This is a genomic window from Mycobacterium sp. 236(2023) (assembly GCF_029623955.1).
GTDB lineage: Bacteria > Actinomycetota > Actinomycetes > Mycobacteriales > Mycobacteriaceae > Mycobacterium.
Window position 1 is genome coordinate 808,979 of the sequence record NZ_JARSBP010000004.1, and the last position, 25,228, is coordinate 834,206.

Genomic DNA, 25,228 nt, shown 5'->3' on the forward strand with positions numbered 1-25,228 from the left:
TAGCTGATGGAGTGGGTTCTTTGTGCGTATTGGTGCTGGGAGCGGGGCCGCGCGCTAGGCGACGCCATGCAAGTGCGCATCGTCCGATCCGCAGAGGCGCGTCAGAAACGCCTCGACCGATGTCGCAGTCACGAACGCCCGATTTCCGATCTTGACGCGCTGCAACTCCCCCGCGTCGATGAGCGAGTAGAGCGTCGTCCGCCCGATGTTGCCGAGTGTCGACCTGGCCGCGTTGTAGGGGATCAACTTCTGTCCCATGTGTCTGCTTCCTGTAGGAGTCCCGCTATGCATTTAGCGAGCTGTCACCTACACTGTCATGTAGACATGACAGTTCGCAACTGACAGAAGAGGTTTTCTAGTGTCACCTGAGGAGTCCGAGTGGGAGACCGTGTCGTCGGAATTCACGATTCGCCTTCGCGACGGTGGAGTGGTGGTGATCGCGGACATCAAGGACCTCGTCGAATTAGGTGAGGGCACAGCGGCCCGAAACGCCGTGTATCGCCGGGACGGCATGGAGATCGCGTGGGAAGTTCGCGACCGGGTGCCCATATGTACGTCCGTGGTCTTACGTGCCGACGACTCCGGTTTGCGCACCAAGGACCTTCATGCGATCCGCCTCGATGATGTCCGCGAGATCGTTTACGAGGCTGTCGGTATCGGCGTAACCAACTCAGACGGCGACGAGTTCGAGTTGACACCAGCCGAGACCCGCAAGGCGGTCCACCGTGCCGCGTCTCGGCGCACGATGACGGATGAACGTCTCAAGCGAGTCGCGGACATACACAGGAAGGCGCCGGAGGGCCGGCGCACCGCAGCGGTAAGGGCAGCCTTCAACGTTCACGAGCGGACAGCCCTGCGCTACATCGCGAAGGCAAAAGACGAGGGGTACCTCCGTGGGTAAGCGTGCCAACGGCGAGGGCAACGTCAGGCAGCGGCCAAACGGACTCTGGGAGGGGCGGGTGTCCTACGTCGATCCCATCACCGACAAGCGGAAATCCGTCTCGGTGTACGGCGCCACAGCGGCTGCAGCGCGCAAAGAACTGAGGACCGTCCGCAAGCGCATCGAAGAGGGTCAGCCCGCGAAGGACTCCCCCGACTCAGTCGCGTCCTGGCTGGAACGGTGGCGGGAGTCGTCGCTAGAAGCATCGGACCGCAAGGCGACCACCAAGTCCCTTTATAGCTCGCTGTGCCGAAAGCATTTGGAGGGCGGGGACATCGGAGCGAAGCGGCTGGATCGGCTGAAGCCGTCCGACATTGAGACGATGATCGTCGGTTTGCGCGCGAAGAAGCTCGCCGACTCGACCGTCCGACAGGTCTATACGGTGCTCCGGCAGGCGCTTGACGTGGCGGTGCGCGACGGCCTACTCGCCTCGAATCCGGCGGCCAAAGTGAAGCGTCCCGGTGTCGCCCGCCGGGAGGCGAAGTACCTCCCCTCCAGCGACGTGGCACGACTCCTCGAAGCCGCTCGCCCGCTGCGGTACTACGTCGCGGTGTTGTTGATGGCGACCACCGGACTGCGCCGAGGCGAGGTGTGTGGCTTGTCATGGGAGGACGTTGACCTCGCCGCTGGAGAACTGCGAGTGCGTCAAACACTGTCGCGGGTGACGGGCGGTCTGGTTCTCGACACAGTCAAGACGGAACGCTCACGCCGACGCATACCCGTGCACACTGGCATGGTGATTGTCCTGAAGGACTGGCACAAGCAGCAGGTGGATGAACGCCTCGCGGCCGGCGACCAATGGACCGAGACCGGAATGGTGTTCTGCACGCCGTTGGGATCGATGGTCGACCCGCGCAACATGCTGCGCACTGTCGAGTTGGCCGCGAAGAAAGCCGGTATCGAGAAAGTCGGCGCCCACACCATGCGGCACTCGGCGGCGGTAGCGTGGCTGGAATCCGGAGTTCATATCAAGGCGGCAGCCGATCTCCTGGGCCACTCGTCTATCTCGATCACCGGCGACCTCTATGGTCACACCTCCGACGACACCGCGCGCGCGGCGATCGACGGCTTGGGTACTTCTCTCGGGTTGTAGGTCAGTTTGGGTACGCGGTTTGGGTACGGACCAGAAAAAGGCACCCTCTCGAAGTGAGAAAGTGCCTCTGACCTGTGTCGGGCTGACAGGATTTGAACCTGCGACCACTTGACCCCCAGTCAAGTGCGCTACCAAGCTGCGCCACAGCCCGCGGTGCCTCCGGGATCGCCGGTAGGCGGTCGAAAGCTTACAACAGGCTGACCCCTGAATCCCAACCGCATCGGCCGTACCAGAGACGGGTATTCCCCCGCAGTGACCACGACGCGCGATGACACTCCCCTGTGGCTGTTCGCCGACCAGCTCGGCCCGGCTTGCTACGCCGGTGAGCATTCCCATCGCGAGGTTCTGCTTGTCGAGGCCACCTCAGCACTGAGCAAGCGCCGTTATCACCGTCAGAAGCTGCATCTGGTCCTCTCAGCTCTGAGACATGCAGCCGACGATCTCGGTGACCGTGCCACCTTGATGCAGGCCGACACCTATACCGACGCACTGAAGCGCTTCAAGCGTCCTGTCCTCGTCTACGAACCCACGTCGCATGCCGCCGAGAGGTTCGTCCACAAGCTCCGCAAGCAGGGCCTTGTCGCCGATATTCTTCCTACGCCGACTTTTGCGTTGTCCCGCAAGGATTTCGGCGACTGGGCGGGTGAGCGTACCCGCTTCCGCATGGAGGACTTCTACCGCGACCAGCGTCGCCGCTTCGACGTGCTGATGGCGGGTAACGACCCCGTCGGCAACCGGTGGAACTACGACGAGGACAACCGCGAAGCACCGCCGAAGAAACAGTCGACGCTCGAGGTGCCCGCACCGTACAAGCCTCGGGAAGACGACATCGACGCGCAGGTCCGGCGCGACCTTGACTCGATGAAACTCGACACCGTCGGTGAGGACGGGCCGCGCCTGTTCGCGGTGACGCCGGCTGAGGCCAAGCGGGCGTTAACGCGCTTCATCGATCACCGCCTTCCGTTCTTCGGCCGCTACGAGGACGCCATCATGGGCGACGACTGGGCGATGTCGCATTCGCTGCTGTCGGTGCCACTCAACCTCGGCGTGTTGCATCCCCTCGATGCGGTGGAGGCCGCCGAACGCGCCTACCACGACAAGGCCGCCCCGTTGGCCGCCGTCGAAGGCTTCATCCGGCAGATCCTCGGCTGGCGCGAATACATGTGGCATCTCTACTGGCACTTCGGCGCGGACTACACCGACAACAACGAGCTGAAGGCACGCACACACCTGCCGGACTGGTGGGCCGACCTCGACGCCGATGCCGTCACGGCAGCTTGCCTGCGCACGGCGCTGCAGGGCGTCCGCGATCGCGGGTGGACACACCACATCCAACGGCTCATGGTGCTGGGAAACCATGCGCTACAACGCGGTTACCGTCCCGAGGAACTCACCGAGTGGTTCGCGACGGCGTACGTCGACGGCTTCCGGTGGGTGATGCCGACCAACGTCGTCGGGATGAGTCAGCACGCTGACGGCGGCCTGTTGGCGACCAAGCCGTACACGTCCGGCGGGGCGTACATCAACAAGATGAGCGACCACTGCGGCGACTGCGCGTACGACCCCAAGAAGCGCGTCGGCGACGATGCGTGCCCGTTCACGGCGGGCTATTGGGCCTTCACTCATCGCCATCGGGATCGGCTGGCCAAGAACATGCGCACCCGGCGCGCGGTGATGTCGATGGACCGGCTCAACGACCTCGAGGCGGTGCTGGAGCAGGAATCAGCGCGTGACAGTTTCTGATTCGGGTGCGTCCGCGGTCGCGACCGGCTCGGCTGATTCGGGGGCGAACTTCGGCGCCCGCGAGACGCGCCACGCGTAGACGACCAGCGACGCCCAGGCCACAACGATCACCGAGTAGATGGCCGTCGACCACGGCCACTGGATGTCGAAGAAGTGCACCAGCTTCTGGCTGTTGGTCAGCACGATGACGCCGCCGACGGCGGTTCCCAGCAGCGCGGGGCTGACGCGGCTGACCAGCCATGCCGCGAACGGCGCGGCGATCACTCCGCCGACCATCAGGCCGACGACGACGGGCCAGTTGTCGAGGAATTCTTCGCGGAGTCCGATCAGGAAGCCCAGCGACGCCGACACCGCCACCAGGAACTCTGACGCACTCACCGATCCGATGACCGTCCGCGGTGCTGTCTTACCCTGTGACAGCAGCGTGCTGGTCGTGACCGGGCCCCATCCGCCGCCGCCCGAAGCGTCGATGAAACCACCGAAAAGGCCCAGCGGGGCAAGGAATTTCACGCTGTGGCTGGTGCCTCGCGAGCCGAAGTTCATCGGCTTGCCCAGTGAGAACCGGAGCAGGACGTAGGTGCCGATGGCCATCAGGATGCCGGCCATCAGCGGGGCGGCGTGCTCGGTCGACAGCGACGACAACACCGTGGCGCCCAGGAACGCGCCGATGGCGCCGGGAGCGCCGAGCTTGGCCACCAGCTTCCAATCGATGTTCTTGAACTTCCAGTGCGACAGACCCGAGGCGAAGGTGGTGCCGACCTCGGCGAGGTGCACGGCGGCGCTCGCCTGCGCGGCGCCGACACTCGACAGCACCAGAAGCGTGGTGGCGGTGACGCCGAACGCCATACCGAGAGCTCCGTCGACGAGCTGGGCTCCGATACCGACGAGCGTGAAGATCAGAAGCGAACGCATGGCTGCTTTCGGGAGGTGTGGTCAGGATGAGTGACCGAAGGACGGGGTGGGGGCGCGTCAGGGACGCGGACAACACCACTCGTCAAAAGCCATCAACCGGCGCGACGGCCAGAAGGGCTCGAGAGCGGACACATCGGACGGCGCCGGCGTGACGAGCACGCGATCAGCCATTCGACAGTCCTCTCAGGCAAGCAAACTCGGGCCAGCCTACACGGTCAACAATCGCCACAGCCCAATCAATCCCACCACGACGATGACACCGCGCAGCATGTTCGGCGAGAGCCGCCTGCCGTAGTGCGCGCCGACAAAACCGCCGATCAGCGAACCGACGGCGATCAGGCCGGCGGCAGCCCAGCTGATGCGGTCGAAGGCCACGACGGTGTAGGCCACCGCCGCGACGATGTTGACGATCAGCGACAGCAGGTTCTTCGCAGCGTTCATCCGCTGCATGTCCTCGGGCAGCAGCGCGCCCATGACGGCGATCAACAGGATGCCCTGCGCCGCGGTGAAGTACCCGCCGTAGATGCCGACGAGAAACGTTCCGGCCACGAGCGCCGTCATCTTCGCCGCGGACACATGGTCCGCCGACTGTCCTGCGGCCTCGGCGCGACGCTTCGCCCAGGCTTGGATTCGCGGCCCGACCAGCACCAGGACCAGCGCCAGGATCAGCAGTCCCGGCACGATCTGGATGAACACCCGCTCCGGAAGATGCAGCAGGAGCCACGCGCCGCCGCCGGCACCGATGAACGATGCCGGGATCTGCCATTTCAGCCGGCTGCCCTGGCCGCGCAGTTCGCGCCGGTAGCCCCACGTCCCGGAGACGCCGCCGGCGACGAGTCCGACCGCGTTCGACATGGTGGCGGTGACCGGCGGGAAGCCGAGCGCGACGAGGGTCGGGAAGGTGATCAGGGTCCCGGAGCCGACGAGGGCGTTGATGGCACCGGCGCCGACACCCGCGAGCGCGATCAGGACCATATCGAGGACGGACACTTGGCCAACCCTATCGGTCGGACCTGGAGAGCTACCTACGGTCTGCAATCGTTTGTATAACGGCTGCCCAGCTGAAATCCATCCGGATCACCGACGAGACTTCGGTCCCCGCTTCTCCCGAACCCGGACATTGATCCGGATGGGCGTCCCCTCGAACCCGAACTCCTCACGCAACCGCCGCTCCAGGAAGCGGCGGTAGCCGGCCTCCAGAAACCCGGTGGTGAACAGAACGAACGTCGGGGGCCGCGCGGTTGCCTGGGTGGCGAACAGAATTCGGGGCTGCTTGCCACCACGCACCGGGGGCGGCGTCGCCGCGACGACTTCCTTCAAGAAGTTGTTCAGCTGGCCGGTCGTGATCCTTCTGTCCCAGGACGCCAGCGATGTCTCGAGTGCGGGCACCAGCTTCTGTACCGCGCGACCGGTCTTGGCCGAGATGTTGACCCGCGGAGCCCATTGCAGCTGCGCGAGCTGCAGATCGATTTCCCGGTCGAGCAGGTAACGGCGGTCCTCGTCGACGAGGTCCCATTTGTTGAAGGCCAGCACGAGTGCCCGGCCCGCCTCGATGACCATCGACAGCACGCGCTGATCCTGCTCGGTGAGAGGCTGCGACGCATCGACGAGGACGATCGCGACCTCTGCCGAATCGATGGCACCGTGCGTACGCACGGACGCGTAGAACTCGTGTCCGCTGGCCTGATTGACCTTGCGGCGCAGACCGGCGGTGTCGACGAAACGCCAGAGCTTGCCGTCCATCTCGATCAACGAGTCGACAGGGTCGACGGTCGTCCCGGCGACGTCGTGCACGACGGACCGTTCGTCACCCGAAAGACGGTTCAGCAGTGAGGATTTGCCGACATTCGGCTTGCCGATCAACGCCACGCGGCGCGGGCCGCCACCTCCCCCGCTTGCAACCTCCGAGATGGTGGGCAGCTTCTCGATCACCGTGTCGAGCAGGTCCGCCACTCCCCGGCCGTGCATGGCGCTGATGGTGTGCGGCTCCCCCAACCCCAGCGACCAGAGTGCCGCGGCATCGGCTTCGCCCCGTTCGTTGTCGACCTTGTTGGCCGCGAGGAACACCGGCTTTCCCGAGCGCTGCAACAGTTTTGCCGCGGCCTGATCCGCGGCGGTCGCCCCGACGACGGCGTCGACGACGAAGATGATCCCGTCGGCAGTGCGCATCGCCACCGACGCCTGTTCGGCGACGAGTTGCTGCAGACCCTTGGCGTCCGGTTCCCACCCTCCGGTGTCCTGCACGACGAACCGCTGACCCGACCAGTTCGCGTCGTAGGAGACGCGGTCCCGGGTGACACCCGGGATGTCCTGGACGACCGCTTCGCGACGGCCGAGGATCCGGTTGACGAGCGTGGATTTACCGACGTTCGGTCGCCCCACGACCGCCACGACGGGTGGCGGGGCCGACATGTCTTCGATGACATCAGCGATCTCTTCGGAACCCAGTTCCCAGTCACCCTCGTCGAACCAGACGCCGTCCGCGGCGCCGGATTCGCCATCATCATCGGAACTCACTGCCCCACACCTACTTTCTGCTCGACGAGCTCGGTGAGGTGGGCGATGACCTCGGCCTGATTCATGGCGCTGGTGTCCACCACGACGGCGTCGTCGGCGGCTCGCAACGGCGACACCGCCCGTGTCGAATCGAGGTGGTCGCGGCGCTCGACGTCGGCGAGCACGGCCTCATAGTCGCTGGGCAGTCCGCCCGCGATGTTCTGTTCGTGCCTGCGTCGCGCCCTCTCCTGAGCCGACGCGGTGAGGAAGATCTTCACGTCGGCGTCGGGCAGCACGACGGTGCCGATGTCGCGGCCCTCGACGACGACATTGCCGGGCGCAGAAGCCAGTTCACGCTGCAGTTCGACGAGCCGGACCCGCACCTCAGGGACGGCCGACACCGCGGACACGGCTTTGGTGACCGCGTCACCACGAATCTCGGCCGAAACATCCTCACCGGCAAGATAGGAGCGGTCCGCGCCGGGATCGTGCCCGACAGCCAGGTCCACGTCATCGACCGCCGCCGCGATCGCCGCCGCATCATCGAGGTCGATACCCGAGCGCAGCACGCGCAGCGTGACGATGCGGTACATCGCGCCGGTGTCCAGATAATTCGCGTTCAGTGCCGTAGCCAAACCTCTTGCCACCGAGGACTTTCCAGTACCCGCGGGACCGTCGATCGCGATCACCAGGGAATGGCTCACAAACCCACCGCCTTGTACAGTTCGCCGATCTCTTTCTGCGTCAGCACCCGGATGCTCCCTGGGCGCTGATCCCCCAGCGTCACCGCGCCGATATCGGTGCGAACCAGCTCCTGCACGGGGAAACCCACCTGGGCGAGCAGCCTGCGCACGATGTGTTTGCGACCTTCGTGCAGCGTCACCCGGACCAGCGTCCTGCCCGGCAGGGTGTCGACCACCGCGAAGTCATCGACGTGCACCGGCCCGTCGTCGAGTTCGATTCCGCCGCGCAGTTTGCGGCCGAGACCCTTCGGCACCGAGCCGAGCACGGTCGCCACATACGCCTTCGGTACCTCGTACGAAGGATGCATCAGCCGGTGTGCCAGCTCACCGTCGTTGGTGAGCAGCAGCAGGCCTTCGGTGTCGGCGTCCAGACGTCCGACGTGGAACAGGTTCTTGTTGCCGCGAACCCGGTGCTCGACGAGGTCGCCGACGCACGGTCGTCCGCGGTCGTCGGACATCGTGGAGTGCATCCCGCGCGGCTTGTTGATCGCCAGATACATCCGGTCGTCGTCGACGGCGATCCTGGCGCCGTCGACGCGGATCACCGAGACGGCGGGGTCCACACGGGTGCCCAACTCGGTGACGATCTGGTCGTCGACCTCGACGCGGCCGTCGAGAATCATCTTCTCCGCCACCCGGCGAGAGGCGATTCCCGCCTGGGACAACACTTTTTGGAGACGAACTCCGTCATTATCAGTCATTCTCAGTCCTGGTCCACGTCGATCGACGCCGGGGCTTCCGGGGCCGGAGCGCCGTTGAGTTTCATGAAACGCGGCTCTTCACTGAGGGTTTCGCTGATGTCATCGATCACGTCCACATCCGGCAGCAGCGGAGCGATGTCCGGCAGGTCCGTCAGCGACGTCAACCCCAGCCGCTCAAGGAACAATTCGGTCGTCGAGAACGTCACCGCGCCCGAATCGGCGTCGGTGCCCGCCTCGGTGATGAGTCCGCGCGCCAGCAGGGTGCGCATCACCGCGTCGACGTTGACACCGCGGACCGCGCTCACACGGGCGCGCGTGACGGGCTGGCGGTAGGCGACGACAGCCAGGGTCTCCAGCGCCGCCCGGGTCAGCTTCGACCGGGCCCCGTCGAGCAGGAGCTTCTCGACGTACGGCGCGTACTTCGCGCGGGTGTACATCCGCCAGCCGCCACCCGCCTCGCGCAGATCGACACCGCTCTCCCGCGCCGCGAAGCCGTCGGCGAGAGCCCGAAGCCGATCGGCGATTCGCGTCGGTGGCTGCTCGGTGGCGCTGGCCAGCGCATCCACCGAAACGGGGGTGTCGACGACGAGCAGCAGCGCCTCCAGCACGGCGTCGAGCTCGGCCTCGTCGAGCTCGGGCAGGGCGATCTCCTCGAGATCGTCGGCATCCCGCTCTGCAGGCGTGGTCGAAATGTCTTCTGTCATCGTCTTTCTATTCCGCATCCGCGGTTGCCAGCTGTTCGCTGTTCGGCCGCTCTCCGGTCCACGAAATCTGGAGCACTCCAAGCGGTTCTGGTTGCTCGAATGCTACCGCCCGCGCGCGGTACAACTCGAGTAGCGCCAGGAAGCGGCCCACGATCTCCATCGGCACCCGGCAGTCGGCGACCAGGTCGGAGAACGACGCCCAATGCCCGATCCCCCTGTCTTCGAGCAGTGACATCAAGTTCGCCGCCTGCTCAGGTACGGACACCGCGACCTGGTGGAGGTGGTCGAGCCCCACCGCCGGAACGGGCCGCGGCGTGAACGCCGCCGCGGCGATCTCGGCGAATCGGGATACATCGACGCCCAGCATCACCTCGGGCAACAGCTCCGAGTACCGGTCCTCCAGTGACACCGCGCGCGGATAGCTGCGCATCGCGGCGGACTCGAGCTCGGCGAACATCTCCGCGACGTGCTTGAACGCCCGGTACTGCAGCAGTCGCGCGAACAACAGATCACGCACCTCGAGCAGCGCAAGGTCGTCCTCGTCGTGGATCTCGCCGGCCGGTAACAGGCGGGCGGCCTTCAGGTCGAGCAGCGTCGCGGCGACCACCAGGAACGACGTCGTCTCGTCCAGCTCGAGCTGAGGTCCGACCTCCTTGGTGTAGGCGATGAACTCGTCGGTGACCTTGTGCAGCGCCACTTCGGTGACGTCGAGTCGATGGCCGAAGATCAACTGCAGCAGAAGGTCGAACGGACCCTCGAAATTGCTCAGCCGGACCTGAAAACCAACCGGAGCCGACGGGTCGTTGGGTTCCTCTGGGGCCGTGGTCTCGCTCACGCGCCGAACCGGTAGATGACCTCACGCGCCAGCGCCCGATATGCCTCGGCGCCAGCCGATTTGGGCGCCCAGGTGGTGATCGGTTCGCCGGCGACGCTGGTCTCGGGAAAGCGAACGGTGCGGGTGATGACGGTGTCGAACACGAGGTCGCCGAACCGTTCGACGACGCGCGCCATCACCTCGCGCGAGTTCACAGTCCGCGGGTCGTATCGCGTGATGAGGATTCCGCTGATCGACAGCTTCGGGTTCAGCCGGTCGTGCACCTTCTCGACGGTGTCGGTCAGCAGGGCCAGGCCACGCAGCGAGAAGAACTCGCATTCGGTCGGGATGACGACCCCGTCGCTGCACGCGAGTCCGTTCACGGTGAGCAGGCCCAGTGACGGCTGGCAGTCGATCAGCACGTAGTCGTAGCGGTCGAGCACCGGGTACAGCGCGCGCGCCAGCGACTGCTCGCGACCGACCTCGTTGACGAGTTGGATCTCCGCTGCCGACAGGTCGATGTTGCTCGGCACCAGATCCAGGCCGGGCACCCGCGTCTTGATGAGCACCTGGTCCATCGACACCCGGGGCTCGACGAGCAGGTTGTGCACGGTGTGATCGAGTTCGTAATGCGGAACGCCGAGCCCCGCGGACAGCGCGCCCTGCGGGTCCAGGTCCACGAGCAGCACGCGCCTGCCGTACTCGGCGAGGCTGGCACCCAGGTTGATCGTCGACGTGGTCTTGCCGACGCCGCCTTTCTGGTTGCACATCGCGATGACCTTGGCCGGCCCGTGCGATGTGCGCGGAGCGGGCTCGGGAATGTCGCGTGGGAGCCGGCCGGTCAGACCCGGCGTGGGGGTGGGGTCCAGTCCCGTGTCGTCGGTCATGCCGGACCGTCGCTGGTCAGGCAACCCTCTGGCATGGCGGACATCCGGGCAAGTTTAACGGTGCGCAACGCGGCGGTGAGGCAGACCCGCAGGCAAGAACCGCAGCGAACGTGCGTGCAGGGCGAGAATCTGGTCTTGCCGGCGCCCTGGACGCACAGTCGGCGGCTACTGAGCGCGCGGATGGGCTCCGGCCCAGACCTCGCGCAAGGCGTTCACGGTGACCATGGTGTAGATCTGCGTCGTCGTCACCGACGCGTGGCCCAACAGTTCCTGCACGACGCGCACATCGGCGCCGCCGTCGAGCAGATGGGTGGCGAACGAATGCCGCAGCACGTGTGGAGACACCGTCGCGGTGATGCCGGCGCGGTCCGCGGCATCCTGCAGCACCTGCCATGCACTCTGTCGCGAGAGCCGGCCGCCACGGGCGTTGAGAAAGATGGCCGGGGTGCCGCGGCCCCGCCGGGCCAGATCCGGGCGGCCGCGCACGAAGTAGGTGTCGAGCGCGGTGACGGCCGGACGTCCGATCGGGATCAGCCGCTGCTTGCCGCCCTTACCGCGCAGGAGCACAGACCGGGCGTGGGTGTCGACGTCGTCGATGTCGAGCCCGACGGCTTCGGAGATCCGAGCGCCGGTCGAGTACAGAAGTTCCAGCAGCGCGCGATTGCGCAGAGTCAGCGGGGAGTCGGCGTCGCTGTCGCCGCCTGCGGCCTCGAGCAAGGCCAGCACGTCGTCGAGGCTCAGGCTTTTAGGCAGCCGGCGGCTGGGCGTCGGCGGTTTCACCTCACGGGCCACGTCGATCGCGGCGATGCCTTCCGCGGCGGCGAACTTGTGCAGACCGCGCACGGCGATCAGCGCGCGGGCGGCCGACACCGCGGACAGCGGGACGACACCGTTGTCGGGATCGCCTTTGCGCAGCGACACCAGGAACTCGCTGACGTCGGCTTCGGCGACGCCTGCGAGGTCGGCGACGCCGCGCGACGCGAGGTGGTCGGCGTAGCGCCGCAGGTCCCTGCGGTAGGAGCTCAACGTGTTCGCTGCGACGCCGCGTTCGATCGCCAGGTGGTCGAGGTAACCCTGAAGCTGGCCGTCCAGCACTGTCGAGTCGAATCCGGTTGTCACAGATGGCCTACTCGCCGGGCGAAGGCGGTGGGCCGGTCGGTCCAGGGGGCATCGACGGGGCGCAGCGCCTCGACCGACGGCATGGCGTGAGCGGCCAGGACGCCGGCGATCGCGATCGAGTTGACGATGTCACCGGAGTACACCTTCGCGACGGCCTCGGCGAGGTCGATGCGTTCCACTTTCAGGTCGGCTTCCTCGTCGTGCGCCTCGGGCCGGTCGACCTCGCGCAGCCCGGTGGCCAGGAACACCCGCACGCTCTCGTCGCAGAACCCCGGCGCTGTGTTCGTGTCGACCAGCGTCCACCAGTTCTCGGCCGCGAGACCGACCTCCTCGGCGAGCTCACGGGCCGCGGACGCAGTCGGCTCCTCACCGCTGAAATCCAGTAGGCCGGCGGGCAGCTCCCACAGCCGCCTGCCGAAGGCGTGGCGGTACTGGTGCACCATCACGATCCGGCCGTCGTCGTCGAGTGCGACGACGGCAACCGCACCGAAATGCTCGACGACCTCGCGGCGGGCGGTCTTGCCGCCGGGCATCCGCACCTCGTCGGAGCGCAGCGCCAGGATCTTGCCGACGTAGAGCGTGTCGGACGCGGCGACGGAGAACTCGTGCTTGCCGGGTGTGTCCTCAGCCACGGGCCGGGGCGTCCTCGAGGGCGTGCTCGGCGCCGTTGGCCTTGGTCTCGTGTTCAGGAATCTCGACAGGCAGCCGCTCGGCGTTGTTGTACACCAGCGAGGCGCCGACGAACGCCACGAACAGCGGATGCGGCCGGGTGGGCCTGCTCTTCAGCTCGGGGTGGGCCTGGGTGCCGACAAGGAACGGATGTACCTCGGTGGGGTACTCGACGAACTCGACGAGGTGTCCGTCAGGTGAGGTGCCCGAGAACCTCAGTCCGCTCTCGGCGATCTTGTCGCGGTAGGTGTTGTTCACCTCGTAGCGATGCCGGTGCCGTTCGGACACCTCGGTGGCATCGTAGGCCGTGGCGACGAGCGACTTCTTCTGCAGCACAGCGGGATACGCGCCGAGCCGCATGGTCCCGCCGAGGTCCGCCTCCCCCGCGACCGCGTCGCGTTGGTCGGCCATCGTCGAGATCACCGGATCCGGGGTGTCGGGGTCGAACTCTGCGGAGCTGGCTTCGGTCAGACCCACGGAGCGCGCCGCCTCGATCACGATGCACTGCAGACCCAGGCACAGTCCGAGCACGGGGAGACCGCGCTTGCGGGCGTAACGGATCGCGCCGACCTTGCCTTCGATGCCGCGGATGCCGAAGCCACCGGGGATCAGCACGCCGTCGACGTCGGCGAGCGCCGCCGCCGCCCCGACGTCGCTCTCACAGTCGTCGGACGGAATCCAGCGGATCTCCACCTTGGCGTGATGCGCGAAACCGCCCGCGCGCAGCGCCTCGGCCACCGACAGATAGGCGTCGGAGAGGTCGATGTACTTGCCCACCAACGCGATTCGCACTGTCTCGCGGGGTTCGTGCACGCGGTGCAGCAGGTCGTTCCACTGCGTCCAGTCGACGTCGCGGAACGGCAGGTTCAGCCGCCGCACCACATACGCGTCGAGCTCTTCGCGGTGCAGCACCTTGGGGATGTCGTAGATCGACGGGGCATCGGGGGTCGAGATGACACCGTCGATGTCGACGTCGCACATCAGCGCGATCTTGACCTTCAGCGGCTCGGGGACATCGCGGTCGCAGCGCAGGATCAGCGCGTCAGGCTGGATACCGATGCTGCGCAGCGCTGCAACGGAGTGCTGCGTCGGCTTGGTCTTGAGCTCGCCGGACGGCGCCATGAACGGGACCAGCGAGCAGTGCAGGAAGAAGCAGTTCTCCCGGCCGACTTCGTGGCGCACCTGGCGGGCGGCCTCGAGGAACGGCAGCGATTCGATGTCGCCGACGGTGCCTCCGACCTCGGTGATGACGACGTCGGGTCGGTTGCCGTCGACGTCGGGGGCCGCCATCTCCAGCACGCGGTTCTTGATCTCATCGGTGATGTGCGGAATGACCTGGACGGTGTCACCGAGGTATTCCCCGCGACGCTCTTTCGCGATGACCGTCGAATACACCTGGCCGGTGGTGACATTGGCATGCCCGGACAGGTTGCGGTCCAGGAACCGCTCGTAGTGGCCGACGTCGAGGTCGGTCTCGGCGCCGTCTTCGGTGACGAACACCTCGCCGTGCTGGAACGGGTTCATCGTTCCCGGATCGACGTTGAGATACGGGTCGAGCTTCTGCATCGTCACCTGCAGGCCCCGCGCTGTCAGCAACTGGCCGAGGCTGGACGCCGTCAGACCCTTGCCGAGAGAAGACACCACGCCACCAGTGACGAAGATGTGCTTGGTGGCCGTTTGCGGGTGCTTGCGTAACTGCCTCATAGGGTCAGGCAAGGGCTACCTCCGTGATGACCGGGCAGGGCTTGTTTCGTCGGGTTCGCACCCGGTTGGGGGCCTGCCGACCCACGGAATCTCACCCTAACACCGACACCGACAAGGTGTCGCTGACGCGCCGTGCCTAGCGGGAGACGGTCACCGCCGACGCGCCCTGCCCGATGCCGAACTGGTCGGGCCTGCCGCCGTTGGCGAGGCTGGACAGCGCGAGGATCGAGGTGATCCGGCCCGACTCGCTGTCGACGTCGTCGACGGTGCTGACCGCGTTCTTGAGCGCGGCATCCGATCGCGTCACCGCGACGGCCGCGGTGCCGGTGGCCGAACCGTCCCGTCCGACGAGGACGGTGCCCGAGCCGTGCGGCGCCAGGCCTGCGGCGAAGCGGGCGACCGTCGCGCCCTGGTTGCCCGCGTCGTCGCCGAGCGGGCCGCCGGTGACGACGAGCGCCGCGTTCGCGGCGCCGATGCGCTCCGTGCCGTAGGTGATGAAACCGGTGTCGCGCAGAGTCGCCAGCACGGTGTCGCGCTGGGCGTCGTCGACCGGCACCGCCTTCGGGTCCTTGTCGATCAGCAGCGAGATGCCGAGCAGATCACCGGCCTGCGAGCCCTGGTCCACGGTGGCGGTGCTCAACTGCGCCCCGGCAGGGACGATCGGCGAGTTGACCACCGAGAGCAGCTTCTCGGCCGAGTTGGCGTCCACGAACTCCTGGGTGAGCCCGATGGTGCCGGTCACCGTCGCGCCGGCGTCGGCGACCAGACGCGTCAGCGCCTCGATGTCACCGTCGGCGGCGTCAGGAGTGCGGAAGATGATCACCGAGTTCTTCGCCAGCGAGTCACGCAGGATGCGTGGCGCCATCTGGGCATCGAAATCACCTGCAGCGCTGAGCTTCTCGTTCAGCGCGTTACGGTCGTCGGTCAGCGTGTCGATCTGCTGCTGCATGTCCTGCTTGTCGTCACGCAGGCCGGACAGCACGGTGTTGGACAGCATTCCCGAGCCGAGGGCCACACCGATGGCCAACGCCAGAAATACCGCAGCGAGCGAAATGGCGTGCGAGCGCAGCGAGATCACAATCTGTCCTTTAGGAGACCAGGCCCTGGGCCCAGAGCAGGAACTGATTCCAGTAATGGGTGACCCACTCGATCACGGCGGCGTCGGCGCGCGACACCCACAGCGCTGCGATCACCGCGATGAGCATGGCGAGGACGAGCAGCGCGATGGCGCCACCGGAGACACGGCTGCGGTACAGCGTGGCAACGGCTTTCGCGTCGACGAGCTTCTCCCCGACCTTCATCCGGGTCAGGAACGTCGACGGGTTGCTCTGCTGGCGCGTGCGGTCGAAGAACTCCTCGATGCTTGCGGTGTGACCGACCGTGACGATCAGCGATGCGCCGTGATGGTCGCAGAGCAGCAGCGCGAGATCGGCGGCCGAACCCGCGGCGGGGAACGTCATCGCTCCGACGCCGAGGTCCTGGATGCGCTCCAGCCCGGCGGCGTGGCCGTCGGCGTCGGCGGGTAGCACGACCTGCGCACCGCACCGCAGCACCTCGGTGCTGAGCTTGTCGGGATCACCGACGATCAGTGCGGGCCGGTAGCCGGCCTTGCGCAGGATGTCGGCGCCGGCACCGACACCGACGAGGACCGGCTGGTACTCCTTGATGAACGGTTTGAGTGCCTTCAGGTCGGAGGCGGCGTTGTCCTCTTCCGCGACGATCACCACGTGGCGACGGTTCATGTCGACGTCGACGTCCGGGATGCCGATGCCGTCGATCAGCAGCGGGCTCTCGCTGCGGATGAACTCGATGGTGTTGCCCGCGAAGGCCTCCAGATGTGCGACCAGTCCGCCCTTGGCTTCCTGCATCAGCTCGTGGATGTCCGCGTCGGAGCGTTCGGTACCCAGTGCCAGGCGACGGTCACCGGAGTAGATACCGCCCTCGTTGAGGCGGATCCGGGCACCGTCCTTGACCTTCTTGAAGATCTCGGGGCCGGTCTCGTCGATGAGGGTGATGCCGTTGACGACCAGCACCTCGGGTCCGAGGTTCGGGTAGCGGCCGGAGATCGACGACGATGCGTTGACGACGGCGGCCACCCCGGCTTCGACGAGGGCGTCGGCGGTGACGCGATCGAGGTCGAGTGCGTCCATGACGACGATGTCGCCGGGCGACACACGCCTCAAGAGGCGGTCGATGTCACGGTCCACCCGGGCAGTGCCGGTGATACCTGGCTTTGAGCTGGCATTACGGGACAGCAGCGCTGACATCTTCATGGGCCGATTCTGTCCAGCGCCGACGGAAATACGTCGGAGGCGCGCCGTAACATCAGTCACTCAAACCACACAAGTCACATTTGTCACACGGTTAGTCGGGGCCTTCTCTGTCCTTCCTCGCCGCATCGAGCAGATCCCGCGCATGCGCCCGGCCACTGTCCGACTCCCCCAGCCCCGCCAGCATTCGTGCCAGCTCAGCGACTCGATCGTCGTCATCGAGCCGGCGCACACCGCTCGACTTCGCTCTGGCCTTCTTGCCGTCGTCGCGGCCCACGACGCCTTCGACCACCAGGTGCACATCGGCGTACGCGGCGACCTGCGGCAGGTGCGTGACGACGATGACCTGATGCGTACGGGCCAGGCGTGCCAGCCTGCGGCCGATCTGTACGGCTGCCCTGCCGCCGACGCCGGCGTCGACTTCGTCGAACACCATCGTCGTCCCCTCGGTCGACGCCGACAGCACCACCTCCAGCGCCAACATCACGCGGGACAACTCGCCGCCCGAGGCGCTCTTGTTCAACGGCAGCAGGTCCGATCCGCCATGAGCGGCGAAGCCGAACTCGACGGCGTCCACCCCGTCGCGGCCGGCGTGCACCGTGACGCCCGATGACAGGTCCAGCGGAGCGGTGTCGTCGGCACGGGCGAGCAGCGGGGCGACCGATATCGCGAACTCCGCGCCGGACATCGCCAGCCCCGCCAGCTCGGCGGTGACGGCCTTCGACAGGCCCTTGGCCGCCTTGACGCGCACCTTGGTGACGTCCTCGGCGGCCGCGACCACCTTGGTCTGCAACTCGGCGACCCGGCGCTCCATTTCGGCGAGGGTCCCTTCGGACACGTCGAGCTGCGACAGACGGTCGCGGGCCTCCTTGGCCCAGCCGAGCACTCCGTCGATGTCCGCCGCGTACTTACGGGTCAGTGTCCGCAACTCGGCTTGGCGGGCCAGCTTGGTCTCCAATGTGCTTGCGTCGCTGGGGAGCTCGGAAAGGTAGTGGCCGAGCTCGCCGGATACGTCGACGAGCACGGTCAGCGCCGCACCCAGTTGCTCGCCGAACGCCTTGAGCGGGGCGTCGTCGGTGTTCTCCAGTGCAGTACGAGCCTGGCCGACGGCGGTTGCCGCAGAGAACGCGTCGGCTCCGATGTCGTCGCCGTCTCCGACCAACGCCGCGCGCGCCGTCTGCACGGCTTCGCGGAGCGCATCGAGTTCGGAGAGCCGCCGGATGTCGGCCACCAGCGTGTCGTCCTCGCCGGGTTGCGGTGCCACCACGTCGATCTCGTTGAGGGCGAACTGCAGCCGGTCGGCCTCCTGGGCCAGTTCCCGGGTGCGGCGGCGACGGTCCTCCAGATCGCGTCTGGCTTCCAGCCACGACTCCCGCGCCGTTCGGTACTTCTCGAGCCGCGCCGTGACATCGGCATAGCGATCCAGTGCCCCGCGCTGCTCGTCGGGCCTCATCAATCGCAGCTGATCGTTTTGGCCGTGCAGCGTCAGCAGCTCGTTGGTGAAACCGCTCAGTGACTTCGCCGGCACGCTGCGACCGCCGAGAAACGCCCGCGACGGTCCGTCACGGTTGACCGATCGGGCGGCGATGACACTGCCGTCGTCGTCGCGTTCGGCCCCCGACGAATCGAGGATCTCGTCGACCTGCGCCGTCACCGACTCACCGACTTCGGTTGTGGTGAAACGACCTTCGACGACCGCACGGTCCGCACCGGAACGCACTTTCGTCGCGTCGGCACGCGCGCCGCCGAGAAGGTGTAACCCGGTGACGACCATCGTCTTGCCCGCACCGGTCTCACCGGTGAGGACGGTCAGCCCGCCGTCGAACTCGGCGGTCGCGGTATTGATGGCGCCCAGCGCCTCGATGCGGATTTCGGCTAGCACTACTGTCCGCGCCACCCCGTGACCGGCAACCGGAACTTGCGCACCAGACGATCGGTGAACGGGGCGCTGTCGAGCCTCACCCATTTCAGAGGTGTGCCGCACCGGACCACCTCGAGCCGCCCGCCCGCAGGCACGACCATCTCGCGCCGACCGTCGCAGAACACGAGCGCATCGTGACCGGTGCCCTCGATCTCGATCGCGATGGAGGCTTCCGGGCTCGTCACCATCGGTCGCGCGAACAGCGCGTGAGCGTTGTTGGGCACCACGATGATCGCCTCCAGGTCGGGCCACAGCACCGGCCCGCCCGCGGAGAACGCATATGCCGTAGAGCCCGTCGGCGTCGAGACGAGCACGCCGTCGCAGCCGAACGACGACACCGGCCGGCCGTCGACCTCGACGACGACACCGAGCACCCCGAGACGTGGGCCCTTCTCCAGGCTCGCCTCGTTGAGCGCCCACCCGTGGTCCAGGACTTCGCCTCCGGCGCGCACCGTGACGTCGAGCGTCATCCGCTCCTCGACGCGGTAGTCGCGACGCACGATGTGGTCGAGGACGATGTCGATCGCCTCGGCCTCCGCTTCGGCGAGGAAGCCGATCTTGCCGAGGTTCACCCCGAGAACCGGGATCTCGACGTTGCGGGCGAGTTCCGCGGCGCGAAGGAAGGTCCCGTCACCGCCGAGCACCAGCACCAGTTCGCACCCTTCGGCGGCGCGTTCGTCGGCATCGACCACCGCGATCTCGGCGCCGAGGTCACGCATGTCGTCCGGCGACAGCGGCACCGGCCCCCGATCGACGGCTTCGGCGGACAGCGCCCGAAGCCCGATGCCGTGGTCGGCGAGCACCTTCTCCACGCGGCGCGCGACCTCCGTGGCCTCCGCGCGGCCGGTGTGGACGACGAGCAGGATGGTGCGCTCTGGCATCTCCGTCATTGGGGTCCCTCTTCGACTGCTCGCCGGACCGCGGCATCGAGCGCCTCGCCCGGCATCGGGTCGGCCTGGGCGCGCAGGTGCAGGAAGTACTCGACATTGCCTGCCGGTCCTGGCAGCGGGCTCGCCGTTACCGCGACAGCGTGCCAGTGCAGCGACTCGGCGCGGCGAGCCACGGACAGCACGGCGTCGGCGCGCAGCAGCGGGTCGGACACGACGCCGCCGGCACCCACGCGGTCCTTGCCGACCTCGAACTGCGGCTTCACCATGGGAACGATATCGGCGTCCGGTGACGCGCACGCGGTCAGTGCGGGCAGCACCGTCGCCAGCGAGATGAACGACAGGTCGGCGACGACGAGGTCGACGGGTCCGCCGATCGCGTCGGCGGTGAGATCGCGGACGTTGGTGCGCTCCATGACGGTCACCCTCTCGTCGGTGCGCAGCGGCCACGCCAATTGCCCGTAGCCGACGTCCACAGCCACCACCTCTCGGACGTTGCGGCCGAGCAGGACCTCGGTGAATCCCCCCGTCGACGCGCCGGCGTCCAGGCAGCGCCGCCCCTCGACGTCGAGCCCGAATGCGTCGAGCGCCCCGATCAGCTTGTGCGCGCCGCGCGACACCCAGGTGTCCTCGGTGCCGCCGTCGACGGTCAGGTTGGCGCTCACCGAGACGGCGGTGGCCGGTTTGGCGGCGGGCATCCCGTCGACGCGGACCCGCCCGGCACCGATCAACTCGGCGGCCTGCTGACGCGAGCGGGCGAGACCACGTCGTACCAGCTCGGCGTCCACACGTGCGCGACGCGTCACGCGAATCAGCCCTTCTCGACCGATTCCAGCGCGCGCACCAGCAGGTCGTGGGCCTCTTCGAGGCGCGCCGCCGCGGAGTCCAGGTCAGTCGCCGACAGGTCGGTCGGCTCTCCGAGAATCTCGACGACCTGGGCGCGGATCTGCTCGGGATCGTTACTCATGTCGGAGCTCACGCTAGTCGATGGAAGCCGACGCCAGGGTCCAGCGCTCGACGGCCTGTCGCGCGGCGTCGTCGCCGCCGACGATGGGCCGCCGCGCGATGCCGGCCACCCATACCGCCGCTGCGACCGCACGGACCGGCGACAGCGAATCGCCCGGCTCCGCGCCGGTCGAGGTCAGCGTGACCGTCGGCCCGTCGACATCGACCTGCCAGCCGGGGTGAGGGGCGACGCGCAGAAGGTCGGCGTCCTGGCCGGTGAGATCGCGAAGGTCCTCGGCGAGAAAGTCCGGTCGCTGCTCGGTGATGGCCCAGATCGCGTCGTCGGCGGTGTTCACGCCGCAGAGCACCATCAGGCTGGGTAGCTGCGCGGCGACCGCGCCTTCGATGTCGGTGTCGAGGCGGTCTCCGACCACGAGCGGGGTTCTGAAATCCCCCCGCGACAGAGCGTCTTTCATCAGGGCCGGCGCCGGCTTGCCCGCCACCTGCGGCTCGGTCTCGGTGGCAGTTCGCAACGCGGCGACCATCGACCCGTTACCGGGCAGCAGGCCACGTTCCGACGGCAGGGTCTTGTCGACGTTGGCGGCGATCCACAACGCGCCGGACCGGATGGCCAATGCAGCCTCGGCGAGGTTCTGCCAGCCGGTCTCGGGGTTGTGCCCCTGCACGACGGCGACCGGATCGTCGCCGAACTCCCGCACAGGTTCGAGGCCGACACCGCTGACTTCGTTCGCCAGCGAATCGGTTCCGACGATGAGAACCTTTGCGCCACTGGGCAGTTGCTCAGCGAGGAGGCGGGCCGCGCTCTGCGCGCTGGTGACGACGTCCGCCGGCCCGGCGGAGAACCCGAGCTCGCACAGGTGCTCGGCTACCTGCCCGGCCGACCGTGACGCGTTGTTCGTCACGAACAGGACTCGGGAATCGATCGACGCCAGCGTTTCGACGGCGCCTGTGGTGGGCTCATGCCCGCGGAACACGGTGCCGTCGAGGTCGAGCAGCAGACAATCATGCTGCCGCGCAAGAGTGTTCAACTCAGGACAGCTCCGTGATCCGCTCTTCGGCGTCGGTGACGCCTTCGACATCCGCTTCGGCGGCGTGCAGGAACCACTGCAGCGCCTCGTCGTTACGGCCAAGGGCAAGCAGCGTTTCGGCGTATGCGTAGAACAAGCGCGCCGACGTCTGTCCGGCCTGTGTCGGGTCGAGCGCGGGCGTGGACAGCACGGCCAGCGCCTGCTCGTGCTGGCCGAGATCCGACCGGGCGCCGGCTACGACGATACGAAGTTCGTCGGCGTCGTCGCCGGTCAGCTCGGCCGCTTCGGGGCTGCGGGACAGTTCGATCGCACGTTCGGGACGTCCCACGCCGCGCTCGCAGTCCGCGATGAGTGCCAATAGCGATGAGCGGCTGCCCATTCGGCGTGCCGCCCGCAGCTCAGCCAATGCCTGCGCCCAGTCACCGCACTGGTAGGCGGCGATGCCGACTGCTTCGCGGACCGCGGCGATCCGGCCGGACCGGGCGCGGGCCGCCCGGGCGTGGGCCAGCGCAGCCTCCGGATCTTCATCGAGGAGTTCACCCGCCGCGACCAGGTGGCGTGCCACCGTGTCGGCGGTGGACTTGTCGAGCGTGGTCAGCTCCCCCCGGATCTCCGGAGCGAGTTGCTTGGCCTCGATCTCGCGAGGGATGGGCGGACCGCTGGGCCGTGACGCATCGTCGCCGTCGGGTTTGGGCTGCGTAGGCCGTGCCCGATGAGGTCCCGACGATCGAGGCGCAGACCGTTGGTCGCGGCGGGGTCGTTGCCCGCCGCCGTTGGAGGCGCGGTTGGGGCGACGTTCGCTGCGACCGCCCTGATTGTCCTGGGGCACGGCCACGAGGATACGGCCAATCATCGGGACACCGGGTGGCGGCTCCACGACAATGAAGCGGTGAGCAAGCACTATGCCGCGATCGCATTCACCGACGGTGTGCAGCGGATCCAGCGCCAGCACGGCAGCGACACGTTCTACGGCAACAAACGCCGGTCGGGTGAGGCCACGCCAGGGACCGACGCACTCACCGCCGCCGAAAAGGAATTCCTCGCCGACCGCGATGGTTTCTACCTCAGCTCGGTCAGCGAGACGGGTTGGCCGTACGTGCAATTTCGAGGTGGGCCAAAAGGATTCGTGCACACACTCGACGACCACACCATCGCATGGGCGGACTTCCGCGGCAATCTGCAGTACGTAAGTACGGGCAACGTCGCCGGTGACGACCGCGTCGCCATCATCGCGGTCGACTACGTCCGCAGCGCCAGGCTCAAGTTGTTCGGCCATGTGCGGATCGTCACGGCCGATGACGATCCCGACCTGGTGCACACGCTGACCGACCCGGGGTATGACGCCGTCGTGGAGCGGGCCGTGCTCGTCACGGTCGAGGCGTACGACTGGAACTGCCCTCAACACATTCCGCACCGCTACACCGTCGCCGAATTGGAGCCGGCGCTGAGGAAGCACAATGACGACCTGCGCGCCTTGGAAGCCGAGAACGCGATGCTGCGCGCGAAGCTCGCCGACTGCGCCGAGGTGATACCGGGCGGGAGCCCGACATAGCCACGCTGGTGTCGGTCAACGTCGGCATGCCCCGCGACGTCGACTGGAACGGACGCGTCGTCCACACGGGGGCCTGGAAGGCGCCGGTCGCCGGGGCGACGATGGTGCGGCGCACCAACCTCGACGGGGACGGCCAAGGTGATCTGGGCGGCCACGGCGGGGAGATCCGGGCGGTGCTGGTGTACCAGCTCGACTCGTATCGGCACTGGGCCAGGGAACTCGGTCGCGACGACCTCGCCCCCGGTGCGTTCGGTGAAAACCTCACCGTCGACGGCCTGCCCGACGACGAAGTCTGCATCGGCGATCGCTACCGCATAGGGGGCGCCGTACTGGAGGTGACGCAGCCCCGCGTCACGTGTTACCGCGTCGGGCTCCGTCTTGACGAGCCCCGCATGGCTGCTCTGCTGGTCGGTCACCACCGGCCCGGCTTCTACTGCCGCGTCATCGAAGAGGGTGCAGTCGAAGCCGGGTTGGAGATCGTCAAGGTCGCCGACGGCCCGGAACGGATCACCGTCGCCGAGATCGACGCCCTGCTGTATCTGCCGGGGCATCCGCAGGAGCGACTCAAGAATGCATTGCGCATCCCGGCGCTGAGCCCGGGGTGGCGAACTTCGCTTCAAAGTCTTCGCGACCAGGACGGCGATACGGCGTCGACGGGCAACAGTGGGTTGATCGCGGCCGCCAATCCGCCTGCATGGCAGGGCTTTCGGTCGCTACGCGTCGTCGAGGTGCATCGCGAATCCCCGACCGTGACCTCGTTCTCGTTGGCCGGAGACGACGCGGATGCGTTGCCGGCGGCAGACGCGGGGCAGGCGATCGCAGTGCGGCTGGCAATACCGGGAGCCATCCCCGTGGTGCGCAACTACTCCTTGTCGAACGCCCCCGGCGGAAACTCGTACCGGATCTCCGTCAAGCGGGAGCGGTTCGGCGTCGCGAGCGCGTTCCTCCACGACAACGTTTCCGTCGGCGATGTTCTCGAGATCGCGGCGCCCCGCGGCACGTTCACGCTCGACGGGAACACGGGACCGATCATCCTGGTCTCGGCGGGTGTCGGCATCACACCGGTTCTGGCAATGCTGCACAGGCTGGTACAGACCGGGTCGACGCGTGAAGTCTGGTGGCTGCACAGCGCTCGCAGCGAGCAGGAGCGGCCGTTCGCCGACGAGGTGACTAAATTACTGAGCCGGCTGCCGGGAAACCGGTCGGAGATCTTCTACGCCCGCGACGGGCGGCTCAACGAAGAGAAGCTCCGGACTTTGGCGCCACCTCTCGACGCAGACGCCTACTTGTGCGGGCCAACGTCCTTCATGGCGGATATCGGTTCGGCACTGGCGGCATATGGCCTGGCGTCCAACAGGATTCACACCGAGACGTTCGGTACGCAGCCAGGGATCAATCCGGGGGTGCTCGGTTCGGTGGTGACGCCACCGCACCAACCTCCGGGGCCGCCAGGTTCCGGCCCGGAGGTTCAATTCTCCCGGGCCGGCGTGTCCGCGCCGTGGAGTGCCGAATACTCGAGCCTGCTCGAATTCGCGGAGGCATGCGACGTGCCGACGCGCTGGTCCTGCAGGACCGGCGTGTGCCACACGTGCGAAACGCCCATTCTGGCGGGCGCCGTTTCATATCCGTACGAGCCGCTGGAACCGGCGGCGGAGGGCAATGCGTTGCTGTGCATTGCGACGCCATCAGAACCTGTCGTGTTTGATCTCTGACAATTATTGAATGGCGCGCAAAAAGAATTCAAAAATAGGAAAATCGCCCCCCGCATAAAGCGGGGGGCGATTCCAATTTGTGTTCGGCGGTGTCCTACTTTTCCACCCGTGTGGGTAGTATCATCGGCGCTGGTAGGCTTAGCTTCCGGGTTCGGGATGGGTCCGGGCGTTTCCCTGCCGCTATTACCGCCGTAACTTTATTCACTTGTTCAGTGATTCCCCGTGGTGGGGAGGTTTATAGCCCCTGTTTTTTGGTGGTGGGGGTGGTGTTGTGGTTTGTGGTTGTGGTTGCGAGGTTTTGTTGTTGTTGTAAGTTTTCGGCCGGTTAGTGCCAGTTCCCTGCGCGCATTGCTGCGTTTCTAGGTCT

General features: G+C 67.0%; 25 protein-coding genes, 1 tRNA gene and 1 rRNA gene. 5 read left to right on the top strand and 22 right to left on the bottom strand.

Going from position 1 to position 25,228, the window contains the following annotated elements; translation table 11 throughout:
• Nucleotides 1-54: 54 nt before the first annotated feature.
• Entirely contained in the window at nt 55-258 is a 204-nt protein-coding gene (locus P9A17_RS20575; RefSeq protein WP_278040541.1) for a helix-turn-helix domain-containing protein, read from the bottom strand.
• A gap of 100 nt (nt 259-358) precedes the next feature.
• On the opposite strand from P9A17_RS20575, the gene P9A17_RS20580 reads away from it, so the two are divergent.
• Nucleotides 359-901 (top strand): hypothetical protein, encoded by a 543-nt coding sequence (locus P9A17_RS20580; protein WP_278040542.1) that lies wholly within the window; start codon nt 359-361, stop codon nt 899-901.
• On the top strand, nt 894-2,033 hold the full coding sequence (locus P9A17_RS20585; protein WP_278040543.1) for a site-specific integrase: 1,140 nt from the start codon (nt 894-896) through the stop codon (nt 2,031-2,033). The genes P9A17_RS20580 and P9A17_RS20585 overlap by 8 nt, the downstream gene beginning before the upstream one ends.
• A gap of 77 nt (nt 2,034-2,110) precedes the next feature.
• Here P9A17_RS20585 and P9A17_RS20590 read toward each other — a convergent pair.
• Nucleotides 2,111-2,184: transfer RNA gene (locus P9A17_RS20590), tRNA-Pro, on the bottom strand.
• A 101-nt stretch (nt 2,185-2,285) separates the two neighbouring features.
• Between P9A17_RS20590 and P9A17_RS20595 the strand changes: the two genes are divergently transcribed.
• A complete protein-coding gene (locus P9A17_RS20595) occupies nt 2,286-3,776 on the top strand; it encodes a cryptochrome/photolyase family protein (protein WP_278040544.1) in 1,491 nt (496 codons plus the stop codon).
• Here P9A17_RS20595 and P9A17_RS20600 read toward each other — a convergent pair.
• The 19 genes from P9A17_RS20600 to P9A17_RS20690 form a co-directional block, all read right to left on the bottom strand.
• Complete coding sequence (locus tag P9A17_RS20600; RefSeq protein WP_278040545.1) at nt 3,756-4,688, bottom strand: sulfite exporter TauE/SafE family protein; 933 nt, start codon at nt 4,686-4,688, stop codon at nt 3,756-3,758. The genes P9A17_RS20595 and P9A17_RS20600 overlap by 21 nt on opposite strands.
• Nucleotides 4,689-4,895: 207 nt before the next feature.
• Entirely contained in the window at nt 4,896-5,663 is a 768-nt protein-coding gene (locus P9A17_RS20605) for a sulfite exporter TauE/SafE family protein (RefSeq protein WP_278040605.1), read from the bottom strand.
• A gap of 102 nt (nt 5,664-5,765) precedes the next feature.
• On the bottom strand, nt 5,766-7,205 hold the full coding sequence (gene der / locus P9A17_RS20610; protein ID WP_278040546.1) for a ribosome biogenesis GTPase Der: 1,440 nt from the start codon (nt 7,203-7,205) through the stop codon (nt 5,766-5,768).
• Nucleotides 7,202-7,888: a (d)CMP kinase gene (gene cmk, locus P9A17_RS20615; protein WP_278040547.1), complete on the bottom strand. Its 687-nt coding sequence runs from the start codon at nt 7,886-7,888 to the stop codon at nt 7,202-7,204. Before cmk ends, der begins: the two co-directional genes overlap by 4 nt.
• On the bottom strand, nt 7,885-8,628 hold the full coding sequence (locus P9A17_RS20620) for a pseudouridine synthase (protein WP_278040548.1): 744 nt from the start codon (nt 8,626-8,628) through the stop codon (nt 7,885-7,887). The genes cmk and P9A17_RS20620 overlap by 4 nt, the downstream gene beginning before the upstream one ends.
• Nucleotides 8,629-8,630: 2 nt before the next feature.
• Nucleotides 8,631-9,332 carry an SMC-Scp complex subunit ScpB gene (scpB, locus tag P9A17_RS20625; protein WP_278040549.1) on the bottom strand — a complete coding sequence of 234 codons (702 nt, stop codon included), beginning with the start codon at nt 9,330-9,332 and terminating at the stop codon, nt 8,631-8,633.
• A 7-nt stretch (nt 9,333-9,339) separates the two neighbouring features.
• A complete protein-coding gene (locus P9A17_RS20630) occupies nt 9,340-10,167 on the bottom strand; it encodes a segregation/condensation protein A (protein ID WP_278040550.1) in 828 nt (275 codons plus the stop codon).
• Nucleotides 10,164-11,033, bottom strand: coding sequence for a ParA family protein (locus P9A17_RS20635; RefSeq protein ID WP_278040551.1), 870 nt, complete (start codon nt 11,031-11,033; stop codon nt 10,164-10,166). Before P9A17_RS20635 ends, P9A17_RS20630 begins: the two co-directional genes overlap by 4 nt.
• Nucleotides 11,034-11,198: 165 nt before the next feature.
• On the bottom strand, nt 11,199-12,128 hold the full coding sequence (gene xerD / locus P9A17_RS20640) for a site-specific tyrosine recombinase XerD (protein ID WP_278040606.1): 930 nt from the start codon (nt 12,126-12,128) through the stop codon (nt 11,199-11,201).
• A gap of 20 nt (nt 12,129-12,148) precedes the next feature.
• Entirely contained in the window at nt 12,149-12,784 is a 636-nt protein-coding gene (locus P9A17_RS20645; RefSeq protein WP_278040552.1) for an NUDIX hydrolase, read from the bottom strand.
• Nucleotides 12,777-14,525, bottom strand: a complete 1,749-nt coding sequence (locus P9A17_RS20650) for a CTP synthase (protein WP_278040553.1) — start codon at nt 14,523-14,525, stop codon at nt 12,777-12,779. Before P9A17_RS20650 ends, P9A17_RS20645 begins: the two co-directional genes overlap by 8 nt.
• A gap of 136 nt (nt 14,526-14,661) precedes the next feature.
• A complete protein-coding gene (locus tag P9A17_RS20655) occupies nt 14,662-15,603 on the bottom strand; it encodes a copper transporter (protein ID WP_278040554.1) in 942 nt (313 codons plus the stop codon).
• Nucleotides 15,604-15,613: 10 nt separating this feature from the next.
• Nucleotides 15,614-16,798, bottom strand: a complete 1,185-nt coding sequence (gene steA, locus P9A17_RS20660) for a putative cytokinetic ring protein SteA (protein ID WP_278040555.1) — start codon at nt 16,796-16,798, stop codon at nt 15,614-15,616.
• Between the two features lie 91 nt (nt 16,799-16,889).
• Nucleotides 16,890-18,677 (bottom strand): DNA repair protein RecN, encoded by a 1,788-nt coding sequence (recN, locus tag P9A17_RS20665; protein WP_278040556.1) that lies wholly within the window; start codon nt 18,675-18,677, stop codon nt 16,890-16,892.
• Entirely contained in the window at nt 18,677-19,597 is a 921-nt protein-coding gene (locus P9A17_RS20670; protein ID WP_278040607.1) for an NAD kinase, read from the bottom strand. Before P9A17_RS20670 ends, recN begins: the two co-directional genes overlap by 1 nt.
• A 5-nt stretch (nt 19,598-19,602) precedes the next feature.
• Entirely contained in the window at nt 19,603-20,409 is an 807-nt protein-coding gene (locus P9A17_RS20675; RefSeq protein ID WP_278040557.1) for a TlyA family RNA methyltransferase, read from the bottom strand.
• A 5-nt stretch (nt 20,410-20,414) separates the two neighbouring features.
• Nucleotides 20,415-20,570, bottom strand: a complete 156-nt coding sequence (locus P9A17_RS20680) for a hypothetical protein (RefSeq protein WP_278040558.1) — start codon at nt 20,568-20,570, stop codon at nt 20,415-20,417.
• Nucleotides 20,571-20,583: 13 nt separating this feature from the next.
• Nucleotides 20,584-21,597, bottom strand: a complete 1,014-nt coding sequence (locus P9A17_RS20685; RefSeq protein ID WP_278040559.1) for an HAD-IIA family hydrolase — start codon at nt 21,595-21,597, stop codon at nt 20,584-20,586.
• 1 nt (nt 21,598) lies between these two features.
• On the bottom strand, nt 21,599-22,426 hold the full coding sequence (locus tag P9A17_RS20690; RefSeq protein ID WP_278040560.1) for a tetratricopeptide repeat protein: 828 nt from the start codon (nt 22,424-22,426) through the stop codon (nt 21,599-21,601).
• Between the two features lie 60 nt (nt 22,427-22,486).
• Between P9A17_RS20690 and P9A17_RS20695 the strand changes: the two genes are divergently transcribed.
• Nucleotides 22,487-23,149, top strand: coding sequence for a pyridoxamine 5'-phosphate oxidase family protein (locus P9A17_RS20695; protein ID WP_278040561.1), 663 nt, complete (start codon nt 22,487-22,489; stop codon nt 23,147-23,149).
• Nucleotides 23,146-24,861, top strand: a complete 1,716-nt coding sequence (locus tag P9A17_RS20700) for an MOSC domain-containing protein (protein WP_278040608.1) — start codon at nt 23,146-23,148, stop codon at nt 24,859-24,861. Before P9A17_RS20695 ends, P9A17_RS20700 begins: the two co-directional genes overlap by 4 nt.
• Before the next feature lie 81 nt (nt 24,862-24,942).
• Here P9A17_RS20700 and rrf read toward each other — a convergent pair.
• A 5S ribosomal RNA gene (gene rrf / locus P9A17_RS20705) occupies nt 24,943-25,055 on the bottom strand.
• Nucleotides 25,056-25,228 lie beyond the last annotated feature (173 nt).